8 protein-coding genes are annotated in these 7,264 nt (G+C 66.3%); 6 read left to right on the top strand and 2 right to left on the bottom strand.

All coding sequences use genetic code 11. The features are described from left to right. Positions 1–14 precede the first annotated feature (14 nt). The gene (locus tag ACGFI8_RS35955) at positions 15–128 is read left to right on the top strand and encodes a carbohydrate-binding protein (RefSeq protein ID WP_392811465.1); all 114 of its coding nucleotides are present in this window, start codon (positions 15–17) and stop codon (positions 126–128) included. A 111-nt stretch (positions 129–239) separates the two neighbouring features. On the opposite strand, the gene ACGFI8_RS35950 is transcribed toward ACGFI8_RS35955, so the two are convergent. Then, entirely contained in the window at positions 240–923 is a 684-nt protein-coding gene (locus tag ACGFI8_RS35950) for a hypothetical protein (protein ID WP_392811455.1), read from the bottom strand. 273 nt (positions 924–1,196) lie between these two features. Between ACGFI8_RS35950 and ACGFI8_RS35945 the strand changes: the two genes are divergently transcribed. Continuing rightward, a complete protein-coding gene (locus ACGFI8_RS35945; protein WP_392811454.1) occupies positions 1,197–2,114 on the top strand; it encodes an aldo/keto reductase in 918 nt (305 codons plus the stop codon). Here ACGFI8_RS35945 and ACGFI8_RS35940 read toward each other — a convergent pair. Continuing rightward, the gene (locus ACGFI8_RS35940; protein WP_392811453.1) at positions 2,100–2,930 is read right to left on the bottom strand and encodes a DeoR/GlpR family DNA-binding transcription regulator; all 831 of its coding nucleotides are present in this window, start codon (positions 2,928–2,930) and stop codon (positions 2,100–2,102) included. The two genes, ACGFI8_RS35945 and ACGFI8_RS35940, sit on opposite strands and share 15 nt — an antisense overlap. Positions 2,931–3,226: 296 nt before the next feature. On the opposite strand from ACGFI8_RS35940, the gene ACGFI8_RS35935 reads away from it, so the two are divergent. The 4 genes from ACGFI8_RS35935 to ACGFI8_RS35920 are packed head-to-tail and all read left to right on the top strand — an operon-like array spanning position 3,227 to position 7,264. Beyond that, entirely contained in the window at positions 3,227–4,519 is a 1,293-nt protein-coding gene (locus ACGFI8_RS35935; protein WP_392811451.1) for an ABC transporter substrate-binding protein, read from the top strand. A gap of 55 nt (positions 4,520–4,574) precedes the next feature. Beyond that, entirely contained in the window at positions 4,575–5,516 is a 942-nt protein-coding gene (locus ACGFI8_RS35930; protein ID WP_392811450.1) for a carbohydrate ABC transporter permease, read from the top strand. A 5-nt stretch (positions 5,517–5,521) separates the two neighbouring features. Further along, on the top strand, positions 5,522–6,367 hold the full coding sequence (locus tag ACGFI8_RS35925) for a carbohydrate ABC transporter permease (protein WP_392811449.1): 846 nt from the start codon (positions 5,522–5,524) through the stop codon (positions 6,365–6,367). Positions 6,368–6,400: 33 nt separating this feature from the next. Further along, positions 6,401–7,264 (top strand): ketose-bisphosphate aldolase, encoded by an 864-nt coding sequence (locus ACGFI8_RS35920; RefSeq protein ID WP_392811448.1) that lies wholly within the window; start codon positions 6,401–6,403, stop codon positions 7,262–7,264.

The raw sequence follows: 7,264 nt of genomic DNA, 5'->3' as shown, positions 1-7,264 counted from the left end.
GGACCGCATCACGCATCTTCAACACCGGCGACACCGTCACCTACCAGGGCAAGAAGTACACCGCCCAATGGTGGACCCGCAACCAGACCCCGGGCATCCCCTACGGCCCGTGGAAACTCGTCGGCTGACCCGACGATAGTCCAACCCGGGGCCGCCTTCCACGCGAAGGCGGCCCCGGTCCGTGAACGTACGCCGCTCCCGGGTCTTGCGCAGAGACGCGTGGGGCGGCGCCGAGTGGGTCAGGGTGAGTACAGCGACCGCCGATTGCCCTGATGGTGCGAACACGAGCCGGAGCGGCCACCGGACTTGCTGAACGTGCCGTCCTGGCACTGGATGACGTAACCCACGCCGTTCCAGAAGTTGGCGATGCAGTTGAGATAGTTACAGATGTCGCTGGGTGGGTTGTAGATGTAGGACCCGCCGCAGAAGTTGTAACCGTATGGGTTCGCCGGAGCTCCGCACAGGTTCGAGCCTGGAGCAGGCGGCTTGGTCGTCGCCTGGGCTGTCGGGGTCGCCTTGACAGTCGGCGTCGCCTTGACGGTCGGGGTTGCCTTGACGGTCGGGGTCGCCTTGGCTGTTGTGGTTGTTGCGTCAACGACTGGCGCCCCAGGAGTTGTCGTCGTGACGACGGGTGGGGTTGATGCCGACGGGGCGACGGCAGGTGCCGACGTGCCAGCGGCGGCAGGCGCACTGCTTGATGAACTGGAGGACGAGCGATCGGCCGCTGCGGCCGCTTTGGGCGCCGGGTCTGGCTTGTCAGCGATCGCGCCGACCAGGGCCAGACCGCCGCAGCAAAGCACAAGCGCCGCGGCGACGAACCCGAGAATCAGCGCTGTTCTCGACTTTTTCGGTCGCGGCGGCTGGGGAGATTGATAACGCCACGGCGGGGTCGGTGCGCCCTGCTGTCCGGGAAGCTCAGCCACCAGCTTAGGGTTGTTAGTGGTTCACGATCTGTCACCAGTTGATCGGTCATCGCCGGGCCAACTCTGCGTCGATCTCGGGTCGTTCTTTCGCCGCTCTCCAATAACGTTCGGCCTATTCACTCCACGGGCATAACCTCGTCTCATTCACTCTCGCCACGTTCGCTCTCCTCAAGAAGGTCCTCACCCCGGGACGCTTCCACAAGCTAACCCTGATATACAGGTAAGGAACGAGGCGCCGAGGGGCGAGTTCCGGCCAGTGCGTTGGATGGGAACATGGAAATCGTCGATCGCCTGGCGGGAGCCTCCCGGATTGGGCTGGGGCTGGCGGCCGTCGGCCGGCCGGGCTATATCAATCTCGGGCGCGCCGCGGACTTGCCGGCCGAACGGACGGTCGAGGCGATGCGCGCCCGCGCTCACGTTCTCCTCGATTCGGCGTACGCGGCCGGCATCAGGTATTTCGACGTCGCCCGCTCCTACGGCCGGGCCGAAGAATTCCTGGCCCAGTGGCTGCACGCCCGGCCGGACGCCGGCGACGTCGTCGTCGGCAGCAAGTGGGGCTACACCTACACGGCCGGGTGGCGGACCGATGCCGAGGTGCATGAGGTCAAGGACCACGGCGCCGCCACCTTCGACCGGCAGCTCGGCGAGACCCGGGCCCTGCTCGGCGACCGCCTCGACCTCTACCAGATCCACTCGCTCACCCCGGACAGCCCCGCGCTGCACGACGCGGCCCTGCACCGCCGGCTCGCCGGCCTCGCCGCGCAGGGCACGGTGATCGGGCTGTCGACCAGCGGCCCCGCGCAGGCCGAGGCGATCCGGGCCGCGCTCGGCGTGCAGGTCGACGGACGGCCCCTGTTCCGCAGCGTGCAGGCCACCTGGAATCTCCTGGAGCCCAGCGCCGGCCCGGCGCTCGCCGAGGCGCATGACGCGGGGTGCCTGGTCATCGTGAAGGAGGCGCTCGCCAACGGCCGTCTCGCCGTGGGCGAGCACGCGCCCGGCGATGCCGCCGCGCTCGCGGCGGTACTGCATCAATCCTGGGCGACCATCGTGCTGTCCGGGGCCGCGACCGGTGACCAGCTGGCCTCGAACCTGCGAGCGGAGCAGCTCGCTGTCGACCCCGCCCGGTGGAAAGACCTGGCGATGCCCGCCACCCGCTACTGGCAGGAACGGTCGCGCCTACCGTGGCGCTAGGGCCTTGGCCGCGGGGGTGAGCAGCTCCACGCCGTTCGCCTTGAGGGCGTCGCGCAGGTCCGGTGGCGGGGCGGTGTCGGTGATCAGGTAGTCGGCGGCGCCGAGCTCCGACACCTGGGCGAACAGGCGGCGGCCGAACTTGGAGGAGTCGGCGAGGATCGCCACGCGGGCCGCGCGGGAGATCATCTCCTGCATCATCGCGGCCTCGGCGAGATTGCTCGTCGTGTAGCCGGCGTCGGCGGAGACCGCGCCGACGCCGATCAGCGCCAGATCGCAGCTGATGTCCAGCTCGGCGCCGGTGTTGGCGCGGAAGCTGACCGGGCCGATCGTGGCGAGGGTGAGCGAGCGCACCGCGCCGCCGAAGACGTAGATGTCGCGGATGGCCGTGGGCGGGAGCGCGCCCGGCACCAGCAGATTGTTCGTCGCCACCGTGAGGTCGCGGTGCTGGCCCAGGTTGCGGGCGAGCGCGAGGGTGGTCGTCCCGCCGTTGATCATGATGGTCGAGCCGTCCTGGACCAGTGCCGCGGCCAGCGCCGCGATCTTCTCCTTCTCCTGCTCCTGCACGGTGAGCCGCTGGTCGACGGCGCGGTCGGTGCGGAAGACGGTGGACAGGCTGACGGCGCCGCCATATGTGCGCACGAGGATGCCCTCGGCGGCCAGTTGATCGAGATCGCGTCGCACGGTGTCGATGGAGACGCCGAAGCGCTCGGCCAGCTCGCCCACCGTGACCTGGCCGGTGTCGGCAACGAACGCGGCCAGCTGAGCCTTGCGTCCGGCAGGTAGGTGGCGCTGCCGCTCGTCCCTGCTAACGCTCACTGATTCCCCCTTGTCCGTGCGGCAGTATGCCACAAATCCGGGTCCACTGGGCACGTCGCTGCGTAGAGCCGCGAAGCCATGCAAGGATGGGCAGGGCCGACCGACAATCGGTGCAGGCTGGGCAAACTCCAGCTCGGAGGGCGGCAACTGAGTGCTGGGTTCTGCTCCATGGCGCAACAGTATGCCGTACTTCGCAGTCTTCTGCAGTTCTTCTCTTGTCTTCATCCGTAACACGCTGCTAACGTGACGCCAACGCGGCAGACAACAGAAAGATCTCGATATAGAAGGAGCCCGTCATGGCGGTTCGTGCAACCCGGCTGAAGCGAGTGATAGGGGCGGTGACAGCGGCCGCGACGGTCGCGTTCGTGGCGGCGTGCGGCTCGGGTGACTCGGGCGACACCGCCGCGGGCGGCAGCGTGACGCTGGAGTTCGCCCAGTGGTGGGGGGCCGAGCTTCCGGCCGGCGAGTTCGACAAGATCGTCAACGATTTCACGGCACAGAACCCGAACATCAAGATCAAGCTGCTGAGCGCGCCGTACGCTTCGACCAAGCAGCAGCTGATCACCGGCGCCGCGTCGAAGACCCTGCCCGACGTGGTGGGCCTCGACGGCGCCTGGGTCAACGACTTCGCCAAGCAGGGCGCGATCACCGATCTGTCCAAGCTGATGACGGACGCGAACTACGACGCCAGCCAGCTCGCCAGCCAGGTGCAGGTCAAGGGCAAGACCTACATGATCCCGGTGGTCAACTTCGTCTACCCGCTCTTCGTCAACAAGGACCTGCTCACCAAGGCCGGCGTCGCCGACGTGCCCGCCACGCGCACCCAGTTCCTCGACGCGGCCAAGAAGATCAGCGCGACCGGCAGTGACGTGAAGGGCTGGGCGCTCCCGCTCGACACCGCCGTCCCCAACGGCATCCAGAACGACGTCATGTCCTGGCTCTGGGCGTCCGGCGGCAGCATGCTGACCGACGACGGCAAGCCCAACCTGACCAGCGCGCCGGTCAGGAGCACGGTCGAGTACGTGAAGAGCCTGAACGACGCCGGCGTCATCGCCCCCGGCTCGCTCACCATGAAAGAGCAGGACAAGGTCGAGAAGTTCACCAACGGCCAGGTCGGCATGATGATCGACTCGCTCGCGCACATCAACCTGATCAAGAAGAACAAGCCGGACCTGAAGTTCGAGGTGGCGGCCCTGCCGTCCGAGGACGGCTACACCGGCAAGCGCGGCATCCCGTACGCGTCGTGGGGCATCGGCATCTCCAACTCCACCAAGCACAAGGCCGAGGCGTTCAAGTTCGTCTCGTACCTGATGGGCCAGGAGACCAACGCGAAGCTGAGCACGATCGCGAACGGCTTCCCCGGCAACAAGAACGCCAAGCCCGACTTCAGCAACAGTGACCCGCTGTTCAAGACGGCCTTCGACATCTACCAGCAGGGTTACCCGGCCAACGAGTTTGTCGGCCTGCCCAAGTCCGAGGACCTGATGCGCAGCTTCGACGAGCAGCTCCAGCTCGTGCTGACCGGCAAGTCGACTGTCGACGAGGCCCTGACCAAGTCGCAGCAGTCCTGGTCCTCAGTGATCGAGTAGCCCGCCCGGGCGCCGCGCCGGTCCGCCGGCGCGGCGCCCGATCTAGGAGACAGCCATGACATCCATGACGGCACCGAAAACCGCGGCGCCCAACGAGGAGCAGGTCCCGCCCGGCCAGAAGCGCTCCAAGGTGGCCCGGGGCCTGATCCCGTACGGCTATCTGACCCCCACGGTGCTGTTGGTCGTGGTCCTGATGGTGGTCCCCATCGTCATGGTGATCAGCTACTCGTTCCGGGACAACGTGATCATCCAGGACAACTCGGTGTTCGCCGGGTTCGCCAACTACACCAAGGTGCTCACCGACCCGGATTTCCTGGCCGGGCTGAAGAACACCGCAATCTTCATCACGGTCAGCACCGTGGCCCACCTGGTCCTCGGCCTGGGTTTCGCGATGATGCTCAACACCCAGCTGCTGGGCGGGGTCACCAAGGCCATCTTCCGGATCGTCTACATCCTGCCCTGGCTGTTCACGATCGCCGTGATCGCCGTCATCTGGCGGCTGCTGCTGGACCCGTCCGGCGTGATCAACTACGTGCTGCACACGCTGGGCGTCATCCAGCACGGCGTCGACTGGCTCGGCGACCCGGGCAAGGCGCTCTGGGCGGTCACGTTCGTCAACATCTGGTCCGGCTACCCGTTCTTCATGATCAGCCTGCTCGCCGGGCTGCAGGGCATCCCCGGCGACCTGTACGAGGCGGCCGCCGTGGACGGGACGAACTGGTGGCAGCGGTTCGTGCACGTGACGCTGCCCCAGCTGCGGCCGGTGATCATCAGCATGGCGGTGCTCGACCTGATCTGGACGTCACAGCAGTTCGCGCTCATCTGGATGATGACCGGCGGAGGGCCGCTGCACTCCACCGAGATGCTCAGCACCTACACCTACAAGCAGGCCTTCAGCGAGTACGAGTTCGCGACCGCGTCCGCCGCCGCCGTGATCGTGCTGCTGCTGACGATGATTCTGGCCTTCTTCTACGTACGCCAGCAAAGGGAGCGGTGAGACGCATGGCCATGAACGTCAAGACCCGTCGCACCCTCGCCAAGGTCGCCGTCATCACCGGGCTCGTCCTCGGCGGCCTGTTCGCCGGCCTGCCGGTCCTGTGGATGCTGTCCACGTCGTTCAAGGGCAACGGCGAGGTCTTCCAGAACCCGCCGCAGCTGATCACCAAGAGCTTCTCGCTCGACGCCTACCGAGAGATTCTGGGTAACGGCGCCCAGCTGCGGTTCTTCCTCAACAGCTACATCGTCGCCTTCGCGGTGACCATCCTGACGCTGCTGGTGGCCGTCCTGGCCGGGTTCGCGTTCAGCCGCTACTCGTTCCCGTTGCAGAAGACCATCAACGCCGTGATCGTCAGCGTCCAGGCCGTGCCGCCGATCACGCTCGTCATTCCGTACTTCGGGCTCGTCGTCGGGCTCGGCCTGTACAACACCTATCCCGGCCTGATCCTCACGCACATGGTGTTCACGCTCCCCTACGCGATCATCATGACCACCGCGTACTTCAACACCATGCCCCGGGCGCTGGACGAGTCCGTCAAGGTCGACGGCGGCACCAGCTGGACCGCACTGTGGCGGATCCTGGTGCCGATCTCGGTGCCCGGCCTGATCGCGGTCGGGGTCTACACGTTCATGATCTCGTGGAACGAGTACCTGTTCGCGCTCACGCTGACCCGCACCGACGACATGCGCACGGTGCCGATCGGCATCCAGCTGCTCATGGGCCAGCACTCGTACGAGTGGAACCAGATGATGGCGATGAGCATCCTCGGATCGATTCCGGTCCTCGTCCTCTTCCTGCTGTTCCAGCGGCGGTTCATCGGCGGGCTTACCGCCGGCGCCGTGAAGGCCTGAAACACCCAGCAACGCAAAAGGAGAAGCACAGAAATGCTGACGACCGGCAAGGCGATCCTGGACGTCGCCAACGAGCACAGCTTCGCCGTGCCCGCCTTCAACATCAGCGACTGGGCGATGTTCAAGGGCATCGTGGAGATCAGCGAGGAGACGAACGCCCCCCTGATCGTCGGGATCCACCCGGACGAGGTTCGGCACATCGGCCGCGAGATGATCGCCGGCATCATCGAGCGGTCGCACAACTCGAGCGTCCCGATCGCGATCCACTGGGACCACGGCGCCACCTACGAGCAGATCCTGCAGGCGGTCCAGTACGGCTTCACCTCCGTGATGATCGACGGCTCGCTGAAGCCGTTCGAGGAGAACATCGCGATCACCAAGAAGGTCACCGACTCCGCGCACGTTCTCGGCGTGTCGGTGGAGGGCGAGCTCGGCACGATCGGCGGGAACGACAGCTACGCCGAGGCGGGTGCCGTCGAGATCATCTACACCGACCCCGACGACGCGGTCACGTTCATCGAGCAGACCGGCGTGGACAGCCTCGCCGTGGCGATCGGCACGTTCCACGGCATGTACCCGGCCGACCTCAAGCCGGAGCTGAAGCTCGACCTGCTCAAGGAGATCAAGAGCAAGGTCCAGATCCCGCTGGTACTGCACGGCGGCTCCGGCAACCCGGACGACGAGATCCGCGAGGCCGCGCGGATCGGCATCAACAAGATCAACATCTCCACCGACATCAAGGTCGCCTACCACGACAAGATGCGCGAGGTGCTGGGCAACGACAAGAAGGTGCGCGAGCCGAACGCCATCCAGCCCGCCTGCATCGCGGCCATGAAGGTGGTCGCCGCCCAGAAGATCGAGCTGTTCGGCGCCGCCGGCAAGGCTTCGCTCTACTGA

It is taken from the genome of Dactylosporangium sp. NPDC048998 (assembly GCF_043197855.1).
Taxonomy (GTDB): Bacteria; Actinomycetota; Actinomycetes; order Mycobacteriales; family Micromonosporaceae; genus Dactylosporangium.
The sequence above is the reverse complement of the archived record's forward strand: the minus strand, read 5'-3'. Positions and strand labels throughout refer to the sequence as shown.

Coding starts and splice junctions, on each gene's coding strand:
- ACGFI8_RS35945 (WP_392811454.1), top strand. CDS start 1,197: ATGGAAATCGTCGATCGCCTGGCGGGAGCCTCCCGGATTGGGCTGGGG.
- ACGFI8_RS35935 (WP_392811451.1), top strand. CDS start 3,227: ATGGCGGTTCGTGCAACCCGGCTGAAGCGAGTGATAGGGGCGGTGACA.
- ACGFI8_RS35930 (WP_392811450.1), top strand. CDS start 4,575: ATGACATCCATGACGGCACCGAAAACCGCGGCGCCCAACGAGGAGCAG.
- ACGFI8_RS35925 (WP_392811449.1), top strand. CDS start 5,522: ATGGCCATGAACGTCAAGACCCGTCGCACCCTCGCCAAGGTCGCCGTC.
- ACGFI8_RS35920 (WP_392811448.1), top strand. CDS start 6,401: ATGCTGACGACCGGCAAGGCGATCCTGGACGTCGCCAACGAGCACAGC.